This window comes from Streptomyces sp. NPDC002935 (assembly GCF_040611295.1).
Taxonomy (GTDB): domain Bacteria; phylum Actinomycetota; class Actinomycetes; order Streptomycetales; family Streptomycetaceae; genus Streptomyces.
Map to the genome: position 1 here is coordinate 301,626 of NZ_JBEXNW010000003.1, position 22,285 is coordinate 323,910.

Sequence of the window (22,285 nt, forward strand, 5' to 3'; positions counted from 1 at the left end):
GGACCTTCGGCCAGTTCCTCCCTACTCGTCCCATGCCTGGACCAGTGTCTGCTCGACGATCTTCCCGTCGCGCAACGACATCATCGACGTGCTGAGGACCCGCACGCCGTCCGGGTACTCGCAGGACTCGGTGAAGGCGACGTGGTCGCCCTGGACGACGCACTGGTCCATCTTGTGCGTCATGTCCCGGCTGTAGACGTCGTTGAGCATCTCGGCGATCTCGGTGCGACCGTGTTTGACCATCGGGTGACTGGGCTGGGTGTTGCGGTCCACGACGCGCAGCTCCGCGTCGTCGGCGTAGAGCGACACCAGGGCTTCCGCGCTGTGGCCCTCAATACCCCGGCGCAGTGTCTCGGTGTCGAACGTGGGGAATGCCGCTGTGCCCATGGGTGACCTCCTCGGGAAGGCCGCGGACCGGCGAGGAGCCGACCGCGAAGGGCCTCTTTACCGAGCGTCCTCCGCCCCGGGGCCCACGGCAAACGCAAGGGCCCTGTGCGCCTCTCGGGTGAGCGCGGGGGACGGGCCGTGTCTGTCCGGGGGCCCGGGCCGTTGCTGAAAGCATGATCTCAACACGACGTATTGTCGCCGCCGTTGGTCTCGCCGTCGGCGTCACGGGACTTGCCGCGCCGATGGCGACGGCCGCGGGCTCCGAGGCCCACGATGCCGGGAAGGCGAACCCCGTCGCCACGCTCGACTCGCTGGCTCTGAGCGACATCCCGGTCGAGCACCAGGCCGAACTTCCGCGGCCCTCCGCCCAGCTCGCCGGCCTCAACCGGCTGAACGACCTGAACCAGTTGCACCAGGTCACCGACCTGGCCGCACCGGCCACCGGGGTCCTCGGCGGCATCGAGAGCTAGGGCCTGTCCGGCGGATCATGCCGTAGACGCGGGGCCTGGCACCCCCACCTGCTGCGTTGTCGTCGGTTGCCGATGCTCCGCATCGACGCCCTCCTCCGCCTTGCAGCTGGACGCACCAGGCCCCACTCACGTGCACTGATCAGGCGCCGCAGGTCTCCTCCGACTTGATCCGCCGGACAGGCCCTAGCGGGTACCACGGAGAGCCGGTGGGCCACGGGCCGCGCCGGGCGCGGCCAGGTGGGCCCCCGGCCACGACGGGCCCCGGCGGAACAATGACGTTCCGCCGGGGCCCGTCGTCCGTGGTGCCCGGAGCCGTCCCGGTCGACCGCGGGCAAGCCGCTCCCGCACCCGCGAACCCGCTCACGCGGCGGCCAGGCAGGTTCACGCGTCGGCCGTGTGCCCGGTTCGCCGGGTGAAGTCCCCGCTGCCCCGTGCTCCCGGGATCTCCGTGCCCTGTCCGCGTACCGTCGTGCGGAAGGCGATGGGGGCCTGCCCGGCACGCTGATGGAAGTACTTGGCGAAGTTCGTGGCACTGGAAAAGCCCAGGTGGGCGGCGATGTGGGCGGCGGCCAGGTCGGTGTGGGCGAGCAGCCGCTTCGCCTCCAGGACAACCCGGCGGTCGATGAACTCCTTGGCGCCGACCCCCGCCGAGTCGAGGGCGGCCCGGGACAGCGTGCGGGCGGAGTAGCCGAGGGCGGCGGCGTAGTCGTCCACTCTGCGGGTGTGTGCGAAGTCCCGTTCGACGGTCTCACGGAACCGCAGAAAGGTTTCGCTTGGCGCGGGGGCCGGGTTGCCGGGCACCTTCAGATGGGCCAGGCGCAGGATCAGTACGTCCAGCAGATGACGTAGTACGGCGATGTGCGCGTCGAGCGGCAGTGGCCCCGGTGCCAGGAACTCGTGTTCCAGATGCGCGGTGGCCACCCGCAGGGACGCGGCGTCCTCGGCCTTCGGAGTGCGCAGCACGCGGGCGTGCGGATCGTCGAGCCGGGCCGAGCGGACGGTGGCCGCGTCCGGGAAGTCCCGCTCGAAGGCGATCAGCGTCCCCTCGGCCCGCGCGAGGTCTCCCCACTGGAGGACCTGCCCGGGGCGGGTCCACAGCCAGGAGCCCCGCTGGACGTCGTGGGCCGCGAAGTCCACGGTCTGGCGCAGTGTGCCGGAGGCGAGCGTGAGCACGTGGTGGAAGCCGGGGCGCTGCGGCACGCCGAGATCGGCTCCGTGGGCACGGGCCCGCGCGCGCAGCGCGGCCAGCGAGATCACCTCCAGACCGGCCGGCGTGCCGACGGCGGCCGCGAAGGTGACCTCGGGGATGGCCTGCCCGGCCGGGTGTCGGTTTTTGACCATCATCAGTCGCCTGGCTATCCGGTGGGACGTGCCTCCCCGCCCGGTCGGGGGTGGTCGCGAGCGGACGACCGCCCCGCGTGGCGGAAAGAGGGCATCACGATAGAGGAGAGCCGGTCCGTGGCCAAGGAATTCAGGGACATCGCCGACGCACCGGGATGTCCGGCGAGTCCACCGGTGACGGCCTTCTTCGCCGGAACCCGGCTGCCGACGTCATCCGGCGGTCGCGAGGAACTGGGTGGCGGCCAGCTCCGCGTACAGCGGATCCGCGGCCACGAGTTCGCGGTGGGTGCCCACGGCTCGGACGCGGCCCGCGTCCATCACGATGATGCGGTCGGCCGTCGTGACGGTGGACAGCCGGTGCGCGACGACGAGAACCGTGGTCGTACGGGCCACATCGGCGACCGTGTCACGCAGCGCGGCCTCGTTGACGGCGTCGAGCTGTGACGTGGCCTCGTCGAGGAGCAGCAGGCGGGGGCGGCGCAGCAGGGCCCGGGCGATGGCGACGCGCTGGCGTTCGCCGCCCGACAGTTTGGTGCCGCGATGGCCGACCAGTGTGTCCAGGCCGCGCGGCAGCCGGGCGACCAGGCCGTCGAGGCGGGTCGTCTTCAGCACCCGGGTGAGCTCGCCCTCTTCGGCCTCCGGATTGCCGAGCAGGAGGTTGTCGCGCAGCGAGCCCGACAGCACCGGCGCGTCCTGCTCCACATAGCCGATGGCCGACCGGAGCCGGGGCAGATCCCACTCCTGAAGGGCACGGCCGTCGACGGTGATGAGGCCCGCCTCGGGATCGTAGAACCGCTCGATGAGCGAGAAGACGGTGGTCTTGCCCGCGCCGGAAGGGCCGACGAACGCGGTCAGGCCGCGGGCCGGGACGGTGAACGTCACCCCGTGGTGGACGTACGGCAGATCGTCGGCGTACCGGAAGCGGACCTCGTCGAAGGCGAGCGCGGCCGGTTCGGCGTCCGGGGCCGGCAGCGGCGCGGGCAGGGCGGCCGGCTCCGCGGGCAGCCGCAGGGCCTCCTGGATACGGGCGAGCGCGGCGGCGCCGGTCTGGTACTGGGTGACCGCGCCGACCACCTGCTGGATCGGAGACATCAGATAGAACACGTACAGCAGGAAGGCGACCAGGGTGCCCACGTCGATGGACCCGGTGGCGACGCGGGCGCCGCCGACCGCGAGGACCGTGATGAAGGCGATCTGCATCGCCAGACCGGCCGTATTGCCCGCGGCCGCCGACCACTTGGCGGCCCGGACGCTCTGCCGCCACGACTCCTGGGCGGCCGCGTGGATGGTCTGCTCCTCACGGTGCTCGGCTCCGGACGCCTTGATCGTGCGCAGCGCGCCGAGGGTCCGCTCCAGCGAGGCCCCCATCAGCCCAACGGCGTCCTGGGCCTGCCTGCTCGCCCGGTTGATGCGCGGCACGATCACGCCGAGCACCGTTCCCGCGCACAGGACCACGCCCAGCGTGACGCCGAGCAGCACCACGTCGACCAGGCCCATCATCACCACCGTAGCGACCAGGGTGAGGCCGCCGGTGCCGAGGCCGACCAGGGAATCGGTCGTGACCTCGCGCAGCAGAGTCGTGTCGGAGGTGATGCGGGCCATCAGGTCGCCGGGCTCGCTGCGGTCCACGGCGGGTATGCGCAGCCGCAGCAGATACGACGAGAGAGCGCGTCGCGCGCCGAGCACCACCGACTCGGCGGTGCGCCGCAGAACGTACGAACCCAGCGCTCCCACCGCCGCGTTGGTGACCACCAGGGCCGCCATGCCGAGCAGGGCCCGCCCGATCGGCCGGTCGTGCGACAGGTCGTCGATGAGCCCGCGTGCCACCAGGGGCAGCAGCAGGCCGGTGGCCCCGGTCGTGAGCGCCAGCAGGGCACCCGCGAACAAGGCCCGGCGGTGCGGTCGTACGTACCCGAGCAACAGGCGCCACGCGGGCACCTCGGGCTCGGCCTCGGTCAGGCTCACGGCGCTCCTTGCGGGAGTTGAGACGGAGCACTCAGGCTACGTCGCGGGCGTGCCCGCACCGGTCCCGACCGCCCCAAGTCCGCGCGGACTCAGGACACGCGTTCCCCAAGTGCCGCCAGGGTGGCGTCGAGGTCCGCCGGGCGGGGCCGGTTGTGCGGGAGCCCGGCGAGCAGCGCGGCCATGCCGCAGGTGTCGGTGACGGCCGAGAAGACCAGGCCGCCCGCCACGGCGGCGGAGAGCAACTGCCAGGCGGGGTGCAGGAGTCCGAGTCCGAGGCCTGCGAGGACGACGGTGCCGGCGGTGAACCGGACCTGGCGCTCCATGGACCAGGTGGCCCGGGTGGAGGTGACCGGGCGGTGCAGCTCGTGCCCGCGCTCCGCCCAGGCGCTGGTCCCGCCGGTGAGCGTGGCCGCCCGCACACCGTGCTCGGCCAGCAGGGCGCAGGCCTTCGCCGAGCGGTTGCCGGAGGCGCAGACGACCAGCAGTTCGGGACGGGCGTCCCCGAGCACGGCCAGTGCCCGGTGGAGTCCGTCCAGGGGGATGTTGAGGGCACCGGGCAGATGGCCGGAGGCGTACTCGCCGGGGGTGCGGACGTCGATGACGGTCAGCTCGGTGAGCCGGCCGCGGGCCTGGTCGACGTCGAGGGCGAAGGGGGTGTTCATGAGGAGTGTCATCCTTGGTCTTCGGGGGTGCCCCGCAGGGCGGAGTACCATACCCCTAGGGGTATGGCTGAAGGAGTGTTCGTGGAACTGGAACTCGCGGGTGCCGAGCTGAAGTCAGTGCTGAACCGGTTGCGCCGGGCGCAGGGACAGATCTCCGGAGTGATCCGGATGATCGAGGAGGGGCGGGACTGCGAGGAAGTGGTCACCCAGCTCGCCGCGGCTTCCCGCGCCCTGGACCGGGCCGGTTTCGCGATCATCGCCACCGGGCTCCAGCAGTGTCTGACCGACGCAGAGAACGGTGCGAAGAACGGTGAGAGCAACGAGCAGATGCGGGCCCGTCTGGAGAAGCTCTTCCTGTCGCTGGCCTGAGCCTCACAGCACGACGTCCAGGAGCATCAGCGCGGCCACGCCCAGCAGGGCGCAGGCGAAGATCCGCTGAAGCACGCCGCCGGACACCCGGGCCGCCAGCCGTTTCCCGTCCCACGCGCCGAGGACGGCCGCCCCGGCGAACGGCGCCACGACCGCCCAGTCGAGGCTCTGTGCCGTCCCGGCGCGGGCGAGCAGCGCGGCGAGCGAATTCACCGTGATCACCAGCAGACTGGTGCCCACGGCGGCCCGCATCCGCAGACCGACGATGTTCACCAGAGCCGGTACGGCGAGAAAGCCGCCGCCCACGCCCAGCACCCCGGTCACCGCGCCGAGGCCCGCGCCCGCCCCGGTGATCCGGCCGGGCCGCGCGGGCACACCATCCGGCCCACCGGCCGAGGGCCGGAGCATACGGAACGCCGCGATGCCCGCGATCAGCGAGAACGCGCCGGTCAGGACGGCGGGCGGCAACAGTCCTGAGACGGCTCCGCCCAGCGCCGCCGGGATCAGCCCCGCCGCCGCGAACAGCGCGCCGGCGCGCCAGCGGACGGTGCCCTCCCGGGCGTGCGCCGACAGCGCGGTCGCCGAGGTGACGGTGACGACGACCAGACTCGCGGAGGTGGCCGCCGCGGGCGTGAAGCCCAGCAGATAGATCAGGGCGGGCACGGCCAGCACACTGCCGCCACCGCCGAGCGCCCCGAGCGCGAGCCCGGTCACGGCTCCGGCGACGAGGGCGAGGATCAGAACGCTCACGCCGCGGGGCCGTCGAGCTCACAGCCGGCCGCGACGGGCGTGGCCGGGCCGCCGGCGGCGGGGGCTCCGGCCCGGTCGTCCGGTCCGCGCACGTCCAGCGGGGCCGCACCGGCTCCGGGGCCCCTGAGCTCTCGGGTCCCGGCCGACGTGATCCGCGCCATGGGCAGGCCGGACGTGACCGCGGCGGCGAAGGCGTCGTCGACGGCCACGACCTCCCGGTCGGCCGCGTCGAGCAGCGAGGCGGCGACGGCGGCCCGCATGCCTCCGGCGCAGTGCACCCAGACGGTTCCGGCGGGTATCTCCCCGAGCCGGCCGCGCACCTGGTGGACGGGTATGTGCACCGAACCCGCGATGTGGCCCCCCGCACGCTCGGAGTCGCGCCGGACGTCCAGGATCACGACCCGTCCGGGGACGACGTACGCCTCGGCGAGTTCGGCGAATCCGGCGCGACGGAAGGTACGCGGCGCTTCCCCTTCGCGTACCCAGTCGCGCGGTGAGCCGATCGCGGCCGCGGCCGGCCGGTCCACGCCGACGTTCACCAACTCTCGCTGTGCGTGGGCGAGTTGCTCCGGAGACTCGGCGAGCAGGGTGACCGGCTTGCCCCAGGGCAGCAGCCAGGCCAGATAGACGGCGAGCTGACCGTCCGCCTCGAAGTTGACCGCCCCGGCGACATGCCCCGCCGCGAACGCGAGCCGGCTGCGCAGGTCCACGACCCACTCGCCGGCCGCGAGCCGCTCGGCGATCTCCGTGGGGTCCGCGAGAGCGGGCGGGGTGAGATCGACGGAGGCCGGGCCCGCGGCGTTGGCGGGGCCCATGTGCGCGTAGTACGCGGGTACGTCGCCGAGCCCGGCGAGGAGGTCCGCGACGAATGAGTCGACGTCCTTGACCAGGGCTTCGTTGCTGTCGCGCTCATGCCCGATCGTCGTCATCGCGTCGCCTTCCGCGTTGCTCGCGGAACAGAAGCTGCCGAAGCCGTGGGTGGGCAGGACGGCGGTGTCGTCGGGCAGCTCCGCGGCGAGCCGGTGTGCCGACGCGTGCTGCGCGCGGGCCAGGTCCCCGGTCAGCCGCGGCTCCACGAGATCCGGCCGGCCGACCGTGCCGATGAGCAGGGAGCCGCCGGTGAACGCCGCGACCGCGCGTCCGCTCTCCTGCAGGACGTACGAGGTGTGGTGCGGGGTGTGCCCGGGGGTGGCCAGCGCGCGCAGTGTCAGTCCGGCGTCCACCTCCACCGTGTCCCCGTCGTCCACCGGTACCCGCTCGAACGCGACCCGGGCGTCGGCCGGGACCAGGTAGGCGGCCCCGGTGAGCCGGGCCAGTTCCAGGCCGCCGCTCACGTAGTCGTTGTGGAGGTGCGTCTCGACGACATACGCGATCCGCACGCCCCGCCGGGCCGCCGTCGCGATCACCCGCTCGATGTCCCTGGGCGGATCGACCGCCACGGCGGCGCGCGGGCCGCCCGCCAGATAGCTCCGGTTGCCCAGGCCCGCAACCTCGATGGTGTCGACGAAGAACACGGCAGCACTCCTCTCCTCCGTGAAGCCCGACAGGCTTCGCGGCTCTACGGGAAATTACCCCCAGGGGTATATCCCCACCGTAGCAGAGGTACCCCCGGGGGTATCTGAGAAGTGGTGTCGATGCGCGGGTGGCCGTTCGCCGTACCGGGACCGGGGCCGCCGCGGGCCACCTGGCCTTCTACCGGCCGGTCACACCGTAGGGTCGGTTGACGGAACGTCGACCTAGGGAAGGGCTCACTCACATGGCGCAGGAAGTACGGGGCGTGATCGCACCGGGCAAGAACGAGCCGGTGCGCGTCGAGACCATCGTCGTGCCCGATCCGGGGCCGGGCGAGGCCGTGGTGAAGATCCAGGCCTGCGGGGTCTGCCACACGGACCTGCACTACAAGCAGGGCGGCATCAACGACGACTTCCCGTTCCTGCTCGGCCACGAGGCGGCCGGAATCGTGGAGTCGGTGGGCGCCGGAGTCACGGACGTGGCGCCCGGCGACTTCGTCATCCTCAACTGGCGCGCGGTGTGCGGGCAGTGCCGTGCGTGTCTGCGCGGACGCCCCTGGTACTGCTTCGACACCCACAACGCGAAGCAGAAGATGACGCTGACTGGGGGCACCTCCCGGACGAAGTCTGGGGGAGGCACCGAGCTGTCCCCGGCCCTCGGCATCGGAGCCTTCGCCGAGAAGACGCTGGTCGCGGCCGGACAGTGCACCAAGGTCGACCCGGCGGTCTCCCCGGCGGTCGCCGGACTGCTCGGCTGCGGTGTGATGGCCGGCATCGGGGCCGCCATCAACACGGGCAACGTCGGCCGGGGCGACACGGTCGCTGTGATCGGCTGCGGCGGCGTCGGCGACGCGGCGATCGCCGGCTCCCGGCTCGCGGGCGCGGCGAAGATCATCGCCGTGGACATCGACGCCCGCAAGCTCACGACCGCCGAGAAACTCGGCGCGACGCACACCGTCAACTCCCGTGAGACAGACCCCGTCGAGGCGATCCGCGAACTCACCGGCGGCTTCGGGGCCGACGTCGTCATCGAGGCCGTGGGCCGCCCGGAGACGTACCAGCAGGCCTTCTACGCCCGCGACCTCGCCGGCACGGTCGTCCTCGTCGGCGTGCCCACCCCGGACATGAAGCTCGAACTCCCGCTGATCGACGTCTTCGGACGCGGCGGCGCTCTCAAGTCGTCCTGGTACGGCGACTGTCTGCCCTCCCGCGACTTCCCGATGCTGATCGACCTGCACCTTCAGGGACGACTCGACCTGGGCGCGTTCGTGAGCGAGACGATCACCCTGGACGACGTGGAACCGGCCTTCGAGCGGATGCACCACGGCGACGTGCTGCGCTCGGTGGTGATGCTGTGATGAGCGCGCGCATCGAACACCTCGTCACCTCGGGCACGTTCTCACTCGACGGCGGCACCTGGGACGTCGACAACAACGTGTGGATCGTGGGAAACGATCACGAGGCCATCGTGATCGACGCCGCCCACGACGCCGACGCCATCGCCGAGGCGGTGGGTGACCGGCGACTGCGGGCGATCGTGTGCACACACGCTCACAACGATCACATCGACGCCGCTCCCGCCCTGGCGGACCGCACCGGCGCCACCATCTGGCTCCACCCCGACGACCTGCCGCTGTGGAAGTTCACCCACCCGGACCGCCTGCCCGACGCCTGGCTCCAGGACGGCCAGGTGATCGAGGCGGCGGGCACGGACCTGACCGTCCTGCACACCCCGGGCCACGCCCCGGGCGCTGTCTGCCTCTACGACCCGGGCCTCGGCACCCTCTTCTCCGGCGACACCCTGTTCCAGGGCGGCCCGGGGGCGACCGGCCGGTCCTACTCCCATTTCCCGACGATCATCGAGTCGATCCGCGACCGGCTGCTGGCCCTGCCGGCCGACACGGTCGTCCGTACGGGACACGGCGAGACGACCACGATCGGCGCCGAGGCTCCGCACCTGGAGGAATGGATCGCACGCGGCCACTGACACCGCCCTGCCCTCCGGTGCCAAGGTCTACCGCGACACGGGGGTAACGGCTCGGAGATACCTGACAGAAGATGTCCGGCTTCCGGGAGACGCTCGTAGGGACACACGGGTGGGAGCAGCCCGTGGACGCTACGCGCACGGAGGTCGGACATGTCAGGGCCGTTGGAAGGCACGCTGCGGGACAAGGTCGCCCTGGTGGCGGGCGCGACGCGGGGCGCGGGCCGCGGAATCGCCGTGGAACTGGGCGCGGCAGGCGCCACCGTCTACGTGACCGGGCGCAGCACCCGTGAACGGCGCTCGGAGTACGACCGTCCGGAGACCATCGAGGACACCGCGGACCTCGTCACCGCGGCCGGCGGGCGGGGCATCGCGGTCCCCACGGACCACCTCGTCCCGGCCGAGGTGGCGGCGCTCGTCGCCCGGATCGCGGACGAGCAGGGCCGCCTGGACGTCCTGGTCAACGACATCTGGGGCGCCGAGAAGCTCTTCGAGTGGGACGCCACCGTCTGGGATCACGACCTCGACAACGGCCTGCGGATGCTCAGGCTCGCCGTCGAGACCCACGCCATCACCAGCCACCACGCGCTGCCCCTGCTGCTGCGCAACCCCGGCGGCCTGGTCGTCGAGATGACCGACGGCACGGCGGAGTACAACCGGGACACCTACCGCGTCTCGTTCTTCTACGACATCGCCAAGTCGGCCGTGCTGCGCATGGCGTTCGCCCTCGGACACGAACTGGGCCCGCGCGGCGCCACCGCCGTGGCCCTCACCCCCGGCTGGCTGCGCTCGGAGATGATGCTCGAAGCATTCGGCGTGACCGAGGAGAACTGGCACGACGCCGAGGAACGCGTCCCGCACTTCGGTATCTCCGAGACGCCCTACTACGTGGGACGCGCGGTCGCCGCGCTGGCCGCCGACCCGGACGTCGCGCGCTGGAACGGGCAGTCCCTCTCCAGCGGGCAGGTCGCCCAGGTCTACGGCTTCACCGACCGCGACGGCAGCCGTCCGGACTGCTGGCGCTACATGGTCGAGGTCCAGGACAAGGGGAAGCCGGCGGACGCGACGGGGTACCGCTGAGGGATCGGCACCGCTGAGGGATCTGCCCGGAGACCGGATCAAGGGGATACGTACGGCTGCCAGCGTGCCGAGTGGCCCGGAGGCAGAGCCAGGTCGTCGCGGACGGCCGTGTAGTACGCCTCTCGCGTGGCGCGCTGCTGTTCGAGCAGGTCCTGCCAGGCGTCCTGGCTGCGCACCTGCTCGTTCGGGAAGTTCTCCATCCGTATCGCCATGAGGGCCCACTCCCGGGCCTTCTCCACCACCTCCGGCGTGCCCAGCATGAGCAGCGCCTCCCAGGCCGGATCCCGTGCGTCGAGCGCCGCCGCCAGTAGCGGAGCCGCCTCCTCCGGCGACAGCGGATGCGGGTGCGGGTCGTTGCCGAGATGAGCGGCGACCCGGTATGTCAGCGTGATCGTCTTCTTCAGACACCGCGCGTAGTCGGCGTACACCGTGAGTCGCCGTTCCTCCCACCGCGCCGTCTGCTCACGGCCGAAGCGGGCCCGGTCGCCCCGCACGATCGCCAGATACGAACCGAGGGCCCCGATGACCACGCCGATCAGCGCCGGGAGTTGTTGTATGAAGGCGGACATGGGCGCACGGTATCTGTCGTCGCGACGATCATGGCAGTACCGTCGCTGCCATGACTGCGATGAGGCGCTTCGAGGGATACGGGGTTCTGATCACGGGTGCCGCTCGTGGCATCGGCGCGGCGACCGCCCGCCGCCTCGCCGCGGAGGGCGCTCAGGTCCTCGTCACCGACGTGGACCTGGCGGAGGCCGAGAAGACGGCCGCCGCGCTGCGTGAACTCGGCGCGAAGGCTGAGGCGTTCACCTGCGACGTGGGGGAGCGGACGCAGGTCGAGGCCGCCGTGGCGTACGCCGTGGACGCCTTCGGCTCGCTCGACGTCCTGGTCAACAACGCCTACCGGTGCAGCCCCGACGCCCCGCTCTTCGAGGACGAGAGCGACGAGGTGTGGACCCGTGACCTGGACATCACCCTGACCGGCGCCTACCGCTGCGCCCGCGCCGCGCTCCCGCATCTGGTGGCCTCCGGCCGCGGTGCCATCGTCACCATCGGCTCCGTCAACGGCATCCAGGACTTCGGCAACCACGCCTACAGCGCGGCCAAGGCGGGACTGATGTCGCTCACCCGCACCCTGGCCGGCCACGCCGCCGCCCGCGGCGTGCGCGTCAACCTGGTGGCGCCGGGGACCGTTCGCACCACGGCCTGGGAAGGCCGCGAGGACGATCTCGCCATCGCGGCCGGGCTGTATCCGCTGGGCCGGGTCGGTGAACCGGAGGACATCGCGGCCGCCGTCGCCTTTCTCGCCTCCCGCGACGCGGCCTGGATCACCGGCACGACCCTGTGCGTCGACGGCGGCCTGACAGGCGTGAACACCGGGTTCAGGGAGGCGGTCAGGCTGCACGGTGGCGATGGGGATGGTGACGGTGGCGGCGGCAACGGGACGGCGGGCGTCTAGCCGCGCGGCTCCGCGCGGTGACGCTCGATGGCGTCGAACACCCGGTCCGTGTCCTCCTCGGTCGTACGCCAGTTGCTGAACGCGGCGCGCAGCCCGTGCGTCCCGTCGTAGAACGTCGGTGTCACGAAGGCCTCGCCCGAGGCGGCGACGGCACCGGCCAGCGCGTGGACACGCTCCTCGGTCGGGTCGTCGGCGAGGGTGAAGCACACGACGTTGAGCCGGACGGGCGCGAGGAGGCGCAGTCCGGGAACACGGGCGATCCGTTCGCCCAGACGCCGGGCGAGCGCGACGTTCCGCTCGACGATCTCGCGATGCCCCTCACGACCGTACGCCGCCAGCGAGAACCAGGCTGGGAGCGCGCGCAGTCGGCGTGAGTTCTCCGGCGTCAGGTGCAGGAAGTCCGGGTCGCCGGTGGGCAGTCCGAGATAGGGCGAGGCGTTGTGGAAGACCCGGACCTGGAGGTCCTGGCGGCGGGTGAACTGGACGGCCGCGTCGTAGGGGACGTTGAGCCACTTGTGCAGGTCGACGCAGACTGAGTCGGCGGCGTCCAGGCCCGCCACCAGCGAGGCGTACGTGGGTGACAGCGCGGCGAAGCCGCCGAACGCGGCGTCGACGTGCAGCCAGAAGTCATGGCGCTCCCTGAGCGCGGCGATGGCCCGTAGATCGTCGAAGTCGACGGTGTTCACGGTCCCGGCGTTCGCCACGACGACGGCCGGGCGCCCGTCGAGCGCCGTGAGCGCGGCGTCGAGGCGCTCCACGTCCACGGCCTCGCGGTTGCCCGGCAGCACCGGCACCGGACGCAGGCTGTCCCGGCCCAGGCCGAGCACGGACAGGGCCTTGGCGACGCTGGAGTGCGGGCTGCCCGACAGCACGTGCACCGGGCCGAGCGCACCGGCCCCCTCGTGCGCGACCGACACGCCCAGGCGCTCGCCGAGCCACTCCCGGGCGATGGCGAGCCCGACCGTGTTGGAGGCCGTCGCCCCGCTCACGAACGCCCCGCGGTGCTCCTCGCCCAGTCCGAACAACTCGCGCAGCCAGCCCAGCGTTTCGTGCTCCAGGTCGGCCGCGAAGGAGCCGCCGCTGCCGGACACGTTCTGGTCGTAGGCGCCGGTCAGCCAGTCCCCGGTAAGCGAGGCGGGCGTCGCGCCGCCGGTGACGAAGCCGAGGTAGCGCGGGCCGGCGGAGCCGGAGAACCCCGGTGCCCAGCGCCCGGCGAAGCGGGTCAGGGCGCCCTCGGCACCCACGCCCTTCGCCGGGAGCGGCGCGGGGCCGGGCGCCTTGCCGAGCCGCGCGACCGGGCGGCGGTCGAGGCCGCTCACCTCCTGGACGGCGAAGTCCCGGGCGGCCTGGAGGAGTTCGGGGAGGCGTTCGAGGTCGTCGGCGAGGGTGGGGTGCATGACGACAGCGTAGGAGGGGAGGCCCGTCAGATCCCCGGTCCAATCACGGGAAACTGGACTGATGCCGAGAGGTATCGCCTCGCACCCGGACACGCCGGACGTGCTCACCCGGATACACCGGACATGCTCGTCCGGGCGATGGGCCCGACGCTGTGGCCGGCCCCGGCCCCCGGGCGCCGGGCGTGCTGTCGGACGGCGGCGTATCGGCGCAGCGAGGAATGTCACTGTTTGGTCCCAGCCGGATCGGCCGTACAACGCAATACCCTCAAGGACGGTCTGGACAGGCAGACAACGATGGATACGACAGGAAGGCCCGCCATGGGGGACATGCACAGACGAGGCGTCGTCGCGCTCGGGCTCACCGGACTCGTCGCACCGCTCACCCTCGCCCTGGGCTCGACGCCCGCGCAGGCGGCGAGCTGTACGACGGCGACCGGCCCGAACCAGAAGCAGGTGGAGAAGTTCCTCGGGCGACCGGTCGACGGCCGTCAGTCCACCGCCGACTGCAAGGCGATCCAGGCCTTCCAGACCAAGCACGGCATCACCCCGAACATCGGCTACGCGGGACCCGTCACCTGGGGCGTGATGGATCTCATGAACAAGCAGAAGGCCGTGGGGACCAACCCCAACAGGGCCGGCAACTGCCCGGTGAACAAGGGCCGTATCGCCTGCGTCAACCTGACGCTCCAGCTCAGCTGGATCCAGGACGGCAGCCGGCTGGTCTACGGACCGGTCCCGGTCCGCACGGGCAGGGACGGCTACGAGACCCGCACCGGCCTGAAGAAGATCTACTGGCGTGACATCGATCACGTATCGAGCATCTACAACGTGTCCATGCCGTACAGCCAGTTCTTCGACGGCGGTCAGGCCTTCCACTCGGTGGGTGTCAGCATGTGGAACCCGCCCGGCTCGCACGGCTGCGTCAACATGACGTCGACCACGGCCAAGAAGTACTGGTCACTGCTGAAGAACGGCGACGACGTCTTCGTGTACGGCCGCAAGCCCGGCACGTGAGTGACGAGCTTCACGGTCCGTTATGTCGGCCGGTGCGGCTTTACTCACATCGTCTTCACGTCAAGGACCGTATGCTTCACGCCATGTCCACCACTCCTGATACCGACACTCAGCGGTCCGCCGCCGAGGTCAACGAGGAGATCCGGGCCCTCTGGTTCCGGGCGGGCGGGACGCTGAGCATGGAAGAGCGGCGGGAGTACCAGCGACTCGTGCTGGAGTGGGCGGAAGCCGCCCCGCCCTCTTCGGCTCGGGCCGCCTGACCTTCCGCGTACCGGCCGGGGCTCCCCTTCGAGGGGAGCCAGCGCCTCGGACCTCGGACCTCGCACCGATCCCCGGCGGCTCGGCTCCAACTCCGGCCGCCGGGTCCGGACTCCGATCCGCTCAGCCCCAACTCTGCGAATACTGCCGCCGATAGGCCTTGCGGTCCTGCTCAGTGCGGATGAAGCGGGTCGCCACCAGCGCGATGATGCTTCCCCCGATGACGAGCAGGCCGGGGCCGACGTTCTGCGGGTTCGTGAGCCCGGAGACGAACGTCTCGGCGGTCCCGGCCCCCGTACTGCCCACCGCCTCCACCGCGCCCGGTGCCGCGGAGCCCGGCGAGCCCGCCGCTCCCGCACCCTGGGAGGCCGTCGCCGAAGCCGGTGCCGAGGGTGCGACCGACGACGCCTGGCCCGCAGCGCCGGCAGAACCCTGTGGCTGACCCGCGAGCGTCACTCCCAGCGCCGTCAGAGCCTTGGTGACCGGCTGGAAGAACGTCGTACCGCCGATCTTGCAGTCCCCGTTCCCGCCAGAGGTCACCCCCAGCGCGATGCCCTCGGAGAACAACGGGCCACCACTGTCGCCCGGTTCGGCGCACACCGTGGTCTCGACGAGTCCGGTGACCGTGCCCTCCGGGTAGTTGACCGTCGCGTTGAGCGCGGTCACCTTGCCGTCGTGCAGCCCGCTGGTGCTGCCGCTGCGGAAGACCCGCTGGCCCACGGTCGGATCGGCGGCGCCGTTGATCCGTACGCCGTTGCCGCCGCCGATGGCGACGATGTTGCTCCCGGCCGCCGTCTGCTGCTGTCCGGCGTCGTACTGGATGAGGGAGAAGTCGCTGCCGGGGAACGCCGTGGTGACCGTGCGGCCCACCTGCTGCCGGCCCGAGTTGTCGGAGAACCACACCGACCCGGCGGGACCGCAGTGCCCGGCCGTCAGGATGAACTCGCCCTGCGCGCTGGTCACATTGAAGCCCGTGGAGCAGCGCCCGCCGGTCGAGAAGATCGCCTGTGCGCCGTTCACCCGCGTGGTGAAGGCACCCTGGGTCCGGCTCATCCGCACCGAGTCACCGATGCCGTCGGCCAGTTTCGTCATACGGGACCAGTCGGTGGCGGAGACCGTGCTGTCGGCCTGCACCACCACCTCGTTCTTCGTGTAGTCCACCGCCCAGGCCGTGCCCGGCACCCGGGGCGCCGAACTGAGCGTCTGCGTGACGGACTTGAGGTCGTCCAAGCTGTGCGACACGACCTTCGGGCGAGCGCCCGCCCGCTTCACCTCGGCCGCCGCGCCCGCGTCGGTGACCGCGACGACGGGACGCCCGTCGTCGGCTATCCAGCTTCCGGCGGTCCGCGAAGCGCCCAGCCGGGACACCAGCCCGGCACCCGTGTCCGCGGCTGCCTGCGCCGAACTTCCCGTGGCACGCGACGCGTCGGACGGCTCGCTCGCCATCGCGTGCGTCACCATCAGCCCCCCGCAGAGCAGCCCGCCGACGGCCGCGAGGCGCGCCCCCCGTCGGACGATCCGTCGTCGTGCGTGCCTCATGCATGGGCTCCCGAAGCCGAACGGAGCGGCGTCACCGCCGCCGAGGACCCCGGTCGAGGGCCCTCCCCTCATACGTGCGCCCACGCCCCTGCGTTCACCGCCGCCCCGAGGTCCCGTCGAGGCGGCCGGATCGCCCCGGGAGCCGGCTGCCATGATGAGTGCATGCGTGTGCTGATTCCGCTCCCCGACCACGACTTCGACGTCACCGAAGTCGCCGTACCCTGGCGGATGTTGACGCAGGCGGGCCACGACGTCGTCTTCGCGACGGAGGGCGCGGGCACCCGGCCGCGGGCGGATCCGCGGCTGCTGACGGGCGTACTGTTCGGACAGCTCGGCGCGGAGCGGGAACCCCGCCGTTTCTACGAGGAATTGACCGAGTCGGCCGGCTTCCGGGCCACCGTCTCCTGGGCCGACGTGGACGTCGAGGACTTCGACGGACTGCTGCTCCCGGGCGGACACGCGCCGGGCATGCGGCAGTACCTCGGCTCAGCGCCGCTGCAGGGGCAGATCGCCCGGTTCTGGGCCCTGCGCCGACCCGTCGGCGCGATCTGTCACGGCGTCCTCGTCCTGGCCCGCGCCCAGGACCCGGCCACCGGCCGCAGCGTCCTGGCCGACCGCCGGACGACCTGTCTGCCCAAGTACATGGAACGTACGGCGTACTTCACCACCGCCTGGCGCCTCGGCCGCTACTACCGCACCTATCCCGCTTACGTCGAGGACGAGGTCAGGGCGGCCCTCACCGAACCGGGCGGCCGGTTCGAACGCGGCCCGCGCACGCTCACCCGGCGCGGCACCGCCGGCGACGACACCCACGCCTTCGTCGTCCAGGACGGCCACTACCTCTCCGCCCGGTGGCCTGGAGACGCCTACCTGTTCGGCCGCCGCTACCTGGCCCTGCTCCGGAGCACACCCGACCGGCGGGGCGGCGCGACCTGATCCCGCCGGGCCCGGCCTACGCGCGGGAGCGGGTCCGGGCGGTCATCTCGTCCGGCGTCAGATACACGTCCGTACGCTCGAAGTCCCGCAGGGTTCCCTTCCGGTCCGCGAGGAAGCCGGTGCGGACGAAGTCGTCGCCCGCGACGGCGTTGAGCAGCCAGTTGGCACTCGTACGGAACCGGGCCGCGCCCGTGCGCAGCGCGTACAGGTGGTATGCGCGGGCCACGACCTGCGCGGGCGCGCCCTTGAGACCGATCCCCAGCGGCTTGGACACGGCGTCGTGGCCGCCGAGGTCGACGACCAGGCCGAGGTCCCGGTGCCGGTACGGATAGGAGGGCTCCCCGCGCAGCTTCGCCACCAGGACCTTGGCGGCGTGCCGGCCCTGCCGGGCCGCGTGCTGGGCGGTCGGCGGGCACGGCGAGCCGTCGCCCTTGGCGAGGTCGGGCACCGCCGCCGCGTCGCCCAGCGCGAACACCCCGTCGAGCCCCGGCACCCTGAAGTCGGGTTCGGTGACGATCCGCCCGCGCACGGTCTCCGCGCCCAGCGAGTCGACCAGCGGGCTCGCCGCGACCCCGGCGGTCCACACCAGCGTCCGGGAGGGCAGCACCCGACCGTCGGTGAGGGTGACCTCGTCCTTGGTGACGGAGGCGACGGACGTGCCCAGCGAGATCCGCACCCCGCGATCGCTCAGCAGCCGCAGCGCGCTCGCGCCCAGCTTGTCGCCCAGTTCGGGCAGCAGTTTCGGGGCGACGTCGACCAGATGCCACTTGATGAGCCCGGGGTCGATGCGGGGGTGGTAACGCTCCGCCGCCGCGGTGGTCAGACGTTGCAGACAGGCCGCCGTCTCGGTGCCCGCGTATCCGCCGCCGACCACCACGAACTGAAGCCGCGCCGCCTTCTCGGCGTCGTCCGACGTGGCCGCCGCCAGGTCGAGTTGGGCGATCACGTGGTCGCGCAGATACACGGCCTGGGCGAGCGTCTTCATGCCGCGCGCCTCTTCCGCGAGGCCGGGGATGTCGAAGGTGCGGGTCACGCTCCCCGGAGTGAGGAGCAGGTAGTCGTAGCCCAGGTCGACGAGATCCCCGGTGATCTTGCGGACGACGCAGACCTTGGCCCCGGGATCGACACCGATCACCCCGCCCGGCACCAGTGCGGTGCGGCGCAGGATCCGGCGCAGCGAGGGTGCCACGGACTGGGGAGTGACGACACCGGCGGCGACGTGCGGCAGCAGCGGCAGATACAACTGATAGTCGGTGGGGCTGATCAGGGTGATCCGGGCCTCGCCGGGGGTGAGCGTCCGTTCGAGGCTCCGGGCGGCCTCGACTCCGGCGAAACCCGCGCCGACGACGACGATGTTCGGTCCTTGCATCCGAGCAGCCTCTCTCCACTGGTGCCAGCCGCAAGCCCCAGGCTCACACGGGACGCCTGGGGCTGCCACCGCACCGCGGGCACCCCGTGTCGCGCGAACCACGATCTCTACCGATCAGTAACTACTTCTTCCCCCTCCGTACACGCGCCGCCAGGATCATGTCTGCCGCGGCGACGGTCCCAAGACACTGTCGCCGTCGCGATGTTCGCGGACTCCATCAGCAGATGTACACAGCAGACGTGAAAAGGGGACAGGCATGACGGGACGCGGTGTGGTGCGCCGAATAGGGGTGGTGTCGGCGGTTGTGGCGCTGGGGATCGGAGGGACGGTCACGGCGGCCGGGTCCGCCGCCGCGGCCCCGGCCCAGGCGGTCGCGAGCACGACCGCGACGGCCGGCGTCGACTACGGCACCTGGCAGCATGACGTCCAGGCCGTCATCGACCAGGCGACGCCGTACGTCGAGCAGCGCACCGCCGCCGCCGGCGGTCAGAAGCTCGCGCTCGTCTTCGACATCGACAACACGACGCTGGAGACCGACTTCCACCCCTGGTACGAGCTGCCCACCCCGGCGGTCAAGGCCTCGCTGGCGCTCGCCCGCTACGCGCACTCCCGCGGTGTCGCCGTCTTCTTCGTGACCGCGCGGCCGGGCATCATCGCCAGTGAGACCAAGTGGAACCTGAAGTGCGTCGGCTACCCGGTCGACGGCCTCTACGTGCGTGACCTGCCGGACCTCTTCGACGAGGTCAGCGCGTACAAGACCGGCAAGCGCGCGCAGATCGAGTCCCTCGGCTACACGATCATCGCCAACGTCGGCAACAACACCACCGACCTGGTCGGCGGCCACGCCGAGCGCACCTTCAAGCTGCCGGACTACAACGGCCAGCTGTCCTGACCCGGACGGCTCGGCCGCCGCGGGTCTCGCGGACCGGTCCGCTTACACTTCCGCCATGGACGAGGCCTCGCTGGACGCGCTGGGATCGGGCAAGTACCTGCTGATCACCAGCTATCGCAAGAACGGTACGGGGGTGGCCACGCCGGTGTGGGTGGTGCCGGACGGTGCGGCGCTCGGCGCCTGGACCGTCGCGGACAGCTGGAAGGTGAAGCGCATCCGCAACCGGGCCGACGTCCTGGTCGGCCCGTGCGACGTGCGCGGCAGGCCGACGGGGGAGCAGATGGCCGCCACGGCCGAGATCCTCGACGCGGCGGAGACCGCCCGCTACCGGAAGCTCATCGCCCGCAAGTACGGGCTGATGGGCCGTCTCACCCTGTTCGGCAGCCGCCTGCGCCGTGGCGAGAGCGGCACGGTCGGCATTCGCATCACCGTGTCTTCGTGACGCCGTGACGTCGTGAGGCCATGAGCCGTGAGGCCATGAGCCGTGACGCCATGAGTCCGGCGGTCATACGACGGCCGTACGGGGGTTCCGCACAACCGGGACCCCCGTACGGCCGTTTTCCGCGTTCCCGGGCGTAGAACGGGCCGGGTCGTACGGCGCCCGGTCGTTGCCGGATCGAGTGGGTGCCCGGGTGGTACGTGGGTGGTACGTGAGTTGGCCGGATGTGTTCTGCGGGAAGCGTTGACTAGAAAGCGCTTACCCCATACGTTCCCGTTCAACAGCGTGACCCGCGTGTGACATCTCGTATACGAGACATCAGATCTCCGAGCCGCACCACCTGGGCAAGTCGCCGTCATCCAGACCGCGTTCAGTCTGTACGCGCAATGCCGCACACTTCACGCCGTTCAGATGCAAGTTCATCATTCGCGTACATGACCCGGTCGACTCCGAAGGGACACACCCGCATGCGTACTCGCCCCCCACGGAAGAGCTCCTCACGCCTTGCCCTGGCGACGACCGGGGCCGCCGCCCTGGCCGTCACCATGGCGCTCGTCCTGCCGCAGTCGGCCGGAGCCGCCGAGACCTCGCCGGTCGGCTTCGGTGCCGGGACCACCGGCGGCGGCAGCTCGACCGCCGTCACCGTCACGACGCTCGACGCCTTCAGGATCGCGGTCACCGGGAACTCGGCCAAGGTCGTCAAGGTCAACGGCCTGATCTCGCTGAGCGGCCAGGTCGACATCGGCTCCAACACCACGGTGCTGGGCGTCGGTTCGGCGTCCGGGTTCACCGGCGGCGGACTGCGCCTGAAGAAGGTCACCAACGTCGTCGTCCGCAACCTCAACATCAGCAAGCCGGTCGCACCCGCCGACGGCATCACCGTCCAGGCCTCGACGAAGGTGTGGATCGACCACAACGCCTTCTCGTCGGACCGTGACCACGACAAGGACTACTACGACGGCCTGCTCGACATCACCCACGGTTCCGACTACGTCACCGTCTCCTGGAACACCTTCAAGGACCACTACAAGGGTTCGCTCGTCGGCCACAGTGACAGCAACAGCAGTGAGGACACCGGGCACTTGCGGGTGACGTACCACCACAACTGGTTCAACAACGTCAACTCCCGCATCCCCAGCCTGCGTTTCGGCACCGGGCACTTCTACGACAACTACGTCGTCGGCGCCGACACCGCCGTGCACTCCCGCATGGGCGCCCAGATGCTCGTCGAGAACAACGTCTTCCGGAGCACGGCGGTCGCCGTCACCACGAGCCGCGACAGCGATGTGGACGGCTACGCCAACCTCACCGGCAACGACCTCGGCGGAGCAACCACCGAGATCTCGCAGGTGGGCACGTTCACGAAGCCGTCCTACAGCTACACCGCCGAGTCCGCCTCGACCGTCGTCGCCTCGGTGACCTCCGGTGCGGGCTCCGGAAAGCTCTGACCGCCCCCACCTTCGAGCATCCCCACTCCACCACCCCCACCTGGAAGAAGGCTTGGGACATGACCTCACCAGCACGCCCGCGCGCCCGGCGGCGCGCCCTCACCGGCGCCCTCGCCGCGCTCGGCCTCTCGGCCGCCATGGTGATGGCCGACGGCGCCCTGACGCCGGCGAGCGCCGCCACCTGGCCCACGGCGACCGGCAGTCAGGCCGTCTCCTCCACCATCTCGGTCTCCGGCACCAAGGACTACGGGATGAAGCGTCTCTACGGCACCGGTGACCTGGGCTCGGACAGCCAGGACGAGGACCAGGGGCCGATCCTGGAGCTGGCCGCGGGCACCGTCCTGAAGAACGTCATCATCGGGGCGCCCGCCGCCGACGGCATTCACTGCCTGGGCAGTTGCACGCTCCAGAACGTCTGGTGGGAGGATGTCGGCGAGGACGCGGCGACGTTCCTCGGCTCCTCGTCGTCCAACGTCTACACCGTCAGCGGCGGGGGCGCGAAGGCTGCGAGCGACAAGGTGTTCCAGTTCAACGGCGCCGGAACGCTGAATGTGTCGAACTTCGCCGTACAGACCTTCGGCACGTTCGTCCGGTCCTGCGGCAACTGCAAGACGCAGTACAAGCGGACGATCAACCTCAGCGCCATCGAGGCGACCTACAAAGGAAGCAAACTCGTCGGCATCAACACCAACTACGGCGACAGCGCGACCCTCAGGTCGATCAAGATCGTCGGGGACAGCAGCAAGAAGATCGTCCCCTGCCAGAAGTACATCGGCAACAACACCGGCGCGGAGCCGACGACGAACGGCAGCGGCCCCGACAGCACCTACTGCAAGTACGCGACGTCCGACATCACCTACGGCTGACGTCCGTCGCCCCGCGGCTGAACGGACCGGTCCCGCACACCGGTTCGTTCAGCCGCGCACGGCTGTCCGTCCCGGGGCACTGTCCCAAGGTCTGTCATTCTCGCGGCTGGCGGCTGGCGGCTGGCGGCTGGCGGCTGGCGGCGGACGGC

General features: G+C 71.3%; 23 protein-coding genes. 13 read left to right on the forward strand and 10 right to left on the reverse strand.

Annotated elements, in window-relative coordinates; all coding sequences use genetic code 11:
- Nucleotides 1-21 precede the first annotated feature (21 nt).
- Entirely contained in the window at nucleotides 22-387 is a 366-nt protein-coding gene (locus ABZX90_RS05350) for a nuclear transport factor 2 family protein (protein ID WP_351125264.1), read from the reverse strand.
- A gap of 173 nt (nucleotides 388-560) precedes the next feature.
- Here ABZX90_RS05350 and ABZX90_RS05355 point away from each other — a divergent pair, with 173 nt between their 5' ends.
- Entirely contained in the window at nucleotides 561-857 is a 297-nt protein-coding gene (locus ABZX90_RS05355; RefSeq protein WP_355201634.1) for a hypothetical protein, read from the forward strand.
- Nucleotides 858-1,238: 381 nt separating this feature from the next.
- On the opposite strand, the gene ABZX90_RS05360 is transcribed toward ABZX90_RS05355, so the two are convergent.
- The 3 genes from ABZX90_RS05360 to ABZX90_RS05370 form a co-directional block, all read right to left on the reverse strand.
- Nucleotides 1,239-2,201 (reverse strand): AraC family transcriptional regulator, encoded by a 963-nt coding sequence (locus tag ABZX90_RS05360; protein WP_355201636.1) that lies wholly within the window; start codon nucleotides 2,199-2,201, stop codon nucleotides 1,239-1,241.
- A gap of 207 nt (nucleotides 2,202-2,408) precedes the next feature.
- Complete coding sequence (locus ABZX90_RS05365) at nucleotides 2,409-4,163, reverse strand: ABC transporter ATP-binding protein (RefSeq protein WP_355201638.1); 1,755 nt, start codon at nucleotides 4,161-4,163, stop codon at nucleotides 2,409-2,411.
- Nucleotides 4,164-4,252: 89 nt separating this feature from the next.
- Complete coding sequence (locus tag ABZX90_RS05370) at nucleotides 4,253-4,825, reverse strand: rhodanese-like domain-containing protein (RefSeq protein ID WP_351125253.1); 573 nt, start codon at nucleotides 4,823-4,825, stop codon at nucleotides 4,253-4,255.
- Nucleotides 4,826-4,906: 81 nt separating this feature from the next.
- Between ABZX90_RS05370 and ABZX90_RS05375 the strand changes: the two genes are divergently transcribed.
- Nucleotides 4,907-5,194, forward strand: coding sequence for a metal-sensitive transcriptional regulator (locus tag ABZX90_RS05375; protein WP_351125603.1), 288 nt, complete (start codon nucleotides 4,907-4,909; stop codon nucleotides 5,192-5,194).
- Nucleotides 5,195-5,197: 3 nt separating this feature from the next.
- Here ABZX90_RS05375 and ABZX90_RS05380 read toward each other — a convergent pair whose 3' ends face one another.
- Nucleotides 5,198-5,944 (reverse strand): sulfite exporter TauE/SafE family protein, encoded by a 747-nt coding sequence (locus ABZX90_RS05380; RefSeq protein WP_355201640.1) that lies wholly within the window; start codon nucleotides 5,942-5,944, stop codon nucleotides 5,198-5,200.
- Complete coding sequence (locus tag ABZX90_RS05385) at nucleotides 5,941-7,458, reverse strand: MBL fold metallo-hydrolase (RefSeq protein WP_355201642.1); 1,518 nt, start codon at nucleotides 7,456-7,458, stop codon at nucleotides 5,941-5,943. Before ABZX90_RS05385 ends, ABZX90_RS05380 begins: the two co-directional genes overlap by 4 nt.
- Before the next feature lie 242 nt (nucleotides 7,459-7,700).
- Between ABZX90_RS05385 and ABZX90_RS05390 the strand changes: the two genes are divergently transcribed.
- The 3 genes from ABZX90_RS05390 to ABZX90_RS05400 all read left to right on the forward strand — a co-directional run bounded on the left by ABZX90_RS05390 (nucleotide 7,701) and on the right by ABZX90_RS05400 (nucleotide 10,519).
- Nucleotides 7,701-8,813, forward strand: a complete 1,113-nt coding sequence (locus tag ABZX90_RS05390; RefSeq protein WP_351125244.1) for an S-(hydroxymethyl)mycothiol dehydrogenase — start codon at nucleotides 7,701-7,703, stop codon at nucleotides 8,811-8,813.
- Nucleotides 8,813-9,442: an MBL fold metallo-hydrolase gene (locus ABZX90_RS05395; RefSeq protein WP_351125241.1), complete on the forward strand. Its 630-nt coding sequence runs from the start codon at nucleotides 8,813-8,815 to the stop codon at nucleotides 9,440-9,442. Before ABZX90_RS05390 ends, ABZX90_RS05395 begins: the two co-directional genes overlap by 1 nt.
- A 150-nt stretch (nucleotides 9,443-9,592) precedes the next feature.
- The gene (locus ABZX90_RS05400; protein ID WP_355201645.1) at nucleotides 9,593-10,519 is read left to right on the forward strand and encodes an SDR family oxidoreductase; all 927 of its coding nucleotides are present in this window, start codon (nucleotides 9,593-9,595) and stop codon (nucleotides 10,517-10,519) included.
- A 38-nt stretch (nucleotides 10,520-10,557) separates the two neighbouring features.
- On the opposite strand, the gene ABZX90_RS05405 is transcribed toward ABZX90_RS05400, so the two are convergent.
- Nucleotides 10,558-11,088 (reverse strand): hypothetical protein, encoded by a 531-nt coding sequence (locus ABZX90_RS05405; RefSeq protein ID WP_351125235.1) that lies wholly within the window; start codon nucleotides 11,086-11,088, stop codon nucleotides 10,558-10,560.
- Between the two features lie 50 nt (nucleotides 11,089-11,138).
- Between ABZX90_RS05405 and ABZX90_RS05410 the strand changes: the two genes are divergently transcribed.
- Nucleotides 11,139-11,978, forward strand: coding sequence for an SDR family NAD(P)-dependent oxidoreductase (locus tag ABZX90_RS05410; RefSeq protein ID WP_351125232.1), 840 nt, complete (start codon nucleotides 11,139-11,141; stop codon nucleotides 11,976-11,978).
- Here ABZX90_RS05410 and ABZX90_RS05415 read toward each other — a convergent pair.
- Entirely contained in the window at nucleotides 11,975-13,375 is a 1,401-nt protein-coding gene (locus tag ABZX90_RS05415) for a pyridoxal-dependent decarboxylase (protein WP_355201647.1), read from the reverse strand. The genes ABZX90_RS05410 and ABZX90_RS05415 overlap by 4 nt on opposite strands.
- Nucleotides 13,376-13,693: 318 nt before the next feature.
- On the opposite strand from ABZX90_RS05415, the gene ABZX90_RS05420 reads away from it, so the two are divergent.
- Together ABZX90_RS05420 and ABZX90_RS05425 are read left to right on the forward strand one after the other, a co-directional pair.
- Nucleotides 13,694-14,389, forward strand: a complete 696-nt coding sequence (locus tag ABZX90_RS05420; protein ID WP_351125226.1) for a L,D-transpeptidase — start codon at nucleotides 13,694-13,696, stop codon at nucleotides 14,387-14,389.
- A 71-nt stretch (nucleotides 14,390-14,460) separates the two neighbouring features.
- Nucleotides 14,461-14,649 carry a hypothetical protein gene (locus tag ABZX90_RS05425; RefSeq protein ID WP_351125223.1) on the forward strand — a complete coding sequence of 63 codons (189 nt, stop codon included), beginning with the start codon at nucleotides 14,461-14,463 and terminating at the stop codon, nucleotides 14,647-14,649.
- A 121-nt stretch (nucleotides 14,650-14,770) separates the two neighbouring features.
- On the opposite strand, the gene ABZX90_RS05430 is transcribed toward ABZX90_RS05425, so the two are convergent.
- Nucleotides 14,771-16,186, reverse strand: a complete 1,416-nt coding sequence (locus tag ABZX90_RS05430) for an alpha-lytic protease prodomain-containing protein (RefSeq protein WP_351125220.1) — start codon at nucleotides 16,184-16,186, stop codon at nucleotides 14,771-14,773.
- A 162-nt stretch (nucleotides 16,187-16,348) separates the two neighbouring features.
- On the opposite strand from ABZX90_RS05430, the gene ABZX90_RS05435 reads away from it, so the two are divergent.
- Nucleotides 16,349-17,122, forward strand: a complete 774-nt coding sequence (locus ABZX90_RS05435; protein WP_351125218.1) for a type 1 glutamine amidotransferase domain-containing protein — start codon at nucleotides 16,349-16,351, stop codon at nucleotides 17,120-17,122.
- 16 nt (nucleotides 17,123-17,138) lie between these two features.
- Here the strand turns inward: ABZX90_RS05435 and ABZX90_RS05440 are convergent, their stop codons facing one another.
- Entirely contained in the window at nucleotides 17,139-18,491 is a 1,353-nt protein-coding gene (locus ABZX90_RS05440; protein WP_351125215.1) for an NAD(P)/FAD-dependent oxidoreductase, read from the reverse strand.
- A 256-nt stretch (nucleotides 18,492-18,747) separates the two neighbouring features.
- Between ABZX90_RS05440 and ABZX90_RS05445 the strand changes: the two genes are divergently transcribed.
- From ABZX90_RS05445 to ABZX90_RS05460, 4 genes are all read left to right on the forward strand, one after another.
- Nucleotides 18,748-19,383 (forward strand): HAD family acid phosphatase, encoded by a 636-nt coding sequence (locus ABZX90_RS05445; protein WP_355201650.1) that lies wholly within the window; start codon nucleotides 18,748-18,750, stop codon nucleotides 19,381-19,383.
- A 55-nt stretch (nucleotides 19,384-19,438) separates the two neighbouring features.
- Nucleotides 19,439-19,825 carry a PPOX class F420-dependent oxidoreductase gene (locus tag ABZX90_RS05450; protein WP_355201652.1) on the forward strand — a complete coding sequence of 129 codons (387 nt, stop codon included), beginning with the start codon at nucleotides 19,439-19,441 and terminating at the stop codon, nucleotides 19,823-19,825.
- A 464-nt stretch (nucleotides 19,826-20,289) separates the two neighbouring features.
- Nucleotides 20,290-21,270, forward strand: a complete 981-nt coding sequence (locus ABZX90_RS05455) for a polysaccharide lyase family 1 protein (protein ID WP_355201654.1) — start codon at nucleotides 20,290-20,292, stop codon at nucleotides 21,268-21,270.
- A 59-nt stretch (nucleotides 21,271-21,329) separates the two neighbouring features.
- Entirely contained in the window at nucleotides 21,330-22,136 is an 807-nt protein-coding gene (locus ABZX90_RS05460) for a pectate lyase (protein ID WP_355201656.1), read from the forward strand.
- Nucleotides 22,137-22,285: the final 149 nt, after the last annotated feature.